This is a genomic window from Acinetobacter sp. YH12219, assembly GCF_013417875.1.
GTDB classification, from domain to species: domain Bacteria; phylum Pseudomonadota; class Gammaproteobacteria; order Pseudomonadales; family Moraxellaceae; genus Acinetobacter; species Acinetobacter amyesii.
In genome coordinates this window covers 1-2513 of sequence record NZ_VPDC01000059.1, presented here as the reverse complement: position 1 = coordinate 2513, position 2513 = coordinate 1, and the positions used below count along the sequence as shown (strand labels likewise).

Below are 2513 nucleotides of genomic sequence, written 5' to 3'. Positions count from 1 at the left end.
CCTTCAAAATTCTTGCTGAGCGATATCGCAATCGAGGCAAAAGACTAGCATTAAGATTCAATCTAATTGCTGGAATTTATAACTTGGAGCTGAGTGAAAAATGACTTATGAAAGAAATCTAATATTAAGAAATAAGTGATATTGAATTCACGGATTAGTTATGAACTTTAGATTATATTTTTTACCTTTAGTTATAGTATTTTTTTTAAGCTCTTGTTCATCAAGCTCATCTGAACCATTAATTTTATCCGAACAGCAAGAAAAAAATATTTTGAATGAGTATAAAGGTCTGCTTGAAAAGAAAAAGTATGAAAAAGCATATAAAAAATTATTAACTTTAGAAAACGTAAATAATATTAGTAGTTATGCTAAAAATGAGCTTGGGAATTTTTATGAGAATGGAATTTATGTCGATAAAAATTTAGATTCTGCATTAAAATATTATGCTGAAGCTGGAAATGAAAATTATATTCCAGCTATTTATAATGTAGGAAGAGTTCGATTAGAGCAAGGATATTATACAGAAGCAGCATCAATTTTTAAGGAGATTGAAAATGATAATTTCGCGCTAGCCTTTAATTTAATAGGTGTGATGTATAATTATGGCTATGGTTATGATGTAGATTTAGAAAAGGCACTGAAATATTATAAGAAGGCTGCTTTGCTAGGTAATCCAGATGCGCAGTTTAATATTGGGCAAATGTATTTTGAAGGAATAGGGGTTAATAAGGATTTTAAGGAGGCTTTCAAGTGGTACACTTTATCGGCAAATCAAAATTATTCTCTAGCGGAGATCCAATTAGCAACATTATATTTTAAAGGGTATGGTGTGGGAGCTAATATTAATACAGCTATTGAAATAATAAAACCATTAGCAATAAATGGGAACCCTGATGCTATTTACAACTTAAGACTTTATTATAAAAAACTAAATAATTCAAAAGATTATGAATACTGGGATAAAGTATGTAAAAAAAACCATGATTGTGATATTTGACTTTAAATTTTTTTAAAATGGCGGATTCAAGCAGCAAGTGCAACAGTATAAAAACCAGCCATAACTTCACTCGGTGTATACCAACCTAGTGTTTTTCTAGGACGATGGTTGAGTGCAAATTCTATCTGCTCTATTTGTTCGTTTGACACGTCATCAAACGATGATGATTTGGGCAGATATTGACGGATTAAACCATTCGTATTTTCATTTCTAGCTCGCTGAATAGACTTGTAAGGGTCAGCGAAATACGCCTCTATGCCGGTATCAGTAATTCTTTTGTGTTCGGAAAATTCTTTGCCATTATCAAATGTCACGCTATAAGCATGGCTCATTCGTAAACGATCTAATGCATAAGTAATCGTTTGAGGGGATGCTCTCGTTGGCCCTAAATGAACAATATGTACGTACAGGCTCTTTCGATCAACGAGAGTTAATAAAGCACCTTTATGATGCTTACCAATCACCGTGTCACCTTCGAAATCTCCTAAACGTTGTCGTTATCAATGACCTCATCTCGGCAATGAATACTTGTTTTATCAATGATTTGACCCCTACGATCCGTGTTTTTGTAACCTCGTTTTCGATATTTCTTCTGATGCCTTAAGTGTAGATGGAGTTTACCGCCTTTTGATTTATCTTGATAAATGTACTGGTAAATCCATTCATGTGAAGGTGCATCCAGCCAACTGCGTTGTGTTAAAGCACCTGAAATTTGTTCTGGTGACCAGTCCAAGCCAATCAAATAATCAATATACGCGAAGGCAAATGCTGTCATTGATGATGAAGGACGGTACCGTCTTTGACTTGCAAATTTAGCTGCCTGTTGAGCCCTATATCCACGTTGCCCAGTATTTCTTTTTAATTCACGGTAGATGGTTGATCGTGAACGCCCTAGCTCCCGAGCAAGGGTAGTGATTGAACTTTTACTTTTCAAAGTAGCATAAATTTCGTATCTTTCATCTTGAGAAAGTTGGGTGTATTTCTTCATTGTGTGCTTTCCAATTGCGAGTTGAAAAAGTCTAATGATTCTATGAATACATCTAACTTTTTCAACTAACTACAAATGTGTCGCACTTGGGATTTGAATCTGCGATGAATAATGACTTAAACTTTGAAAATATGTGCCTTTTTTCTTTCCACCATAGCTTCGCTTTTGTTTTTAGGCTTTTATATTTGAATTCCGATGGTATCTACGATCACCACATTCTAGTCTATGTCTTCACCTTAAATACAGCGTGATGCGCTATCTTTGGTTTATTGGATTGGTGTTATTGATTGTATGGGTTTATCGCGTCATCGTGGAGAAAAAAGCCGATCAAGTCGAAGATTTTTTAAATCGTAGAAAGCGAAAATAATGCTATTCAGTAGCATAAAAAGGGAGCGTGACGCCACTGCTGTCCCATAGTTTGACTTAAATAAAAAACCTGAGTCCAAAATAGTTAAAATGTAAGTGCTAACAAAGACTTCAACTATAAAGGATTCAGGTTTTGTCACATCAGAATACCGTATTTCATCA

The 2513-nt window shown here is 34.5% G+C and carries 2 protein-coding genes and 2 pseudogenes; 2 read left to right on the top strand and 2 right to left on the bottom strand.

All coding sequences use genetic code 11. The annotated features are described in order from the left end of the window. Both FTV04_RS16545 and FTV04_RS16540 read left to right on the top strand, forming a co-directional pair. Nucleotides 1-104: pseudogene (locus FTV04_RS16545) on the top strand (IS5/IS1182 family transposase); the annotation flags it as partial. 56 nt (nt 105-160) lie between these two features. Then, the gene (locus tag FTV04_RS16540; RefSeq protein WP_180090423.1) at nt 161-997 is read left to right on the top strand and encodes a tetratricopeptide repeat protein; all 837 of its coding nucleotides are present in this window, start codon (nt 161-163) and stop codon (nt 995-997) included. A 26-nt stretch (nt 998-1023) separates the two neighbouring features. Here the strand turns inward: FTV04_RS16540 and FTV04_RS16535 are convergent. Both FTV04_RS16535 and FTV04_RS16675 read right to left on the bottom strand, forming a co-directional pair. Then, nucleotides 1024-1985: pseudogene (locus FTV04_RS16535) on the bottom strand (IS30 family transposase). Nucleotides 1986-2290: 305 nt separating this feature from the next. Continuing rightward, the coding region (locus FTV04_RS16675) for a hypothetical protein (RefSeq protein WP_218949951.1) at nt 2291-2513 on the bottom strand (223 nt) is incomplete at its 5' end.

Excerpts from the sequence above, each read along its gene's own strand:
- FTV04_RS16540 (WP_180090423.1), top strand. The coding sequence starts at position 161 with ATGAACTTTAGATTATATTTTTTACCTTTAGTTATAGTATTTTTTTTA.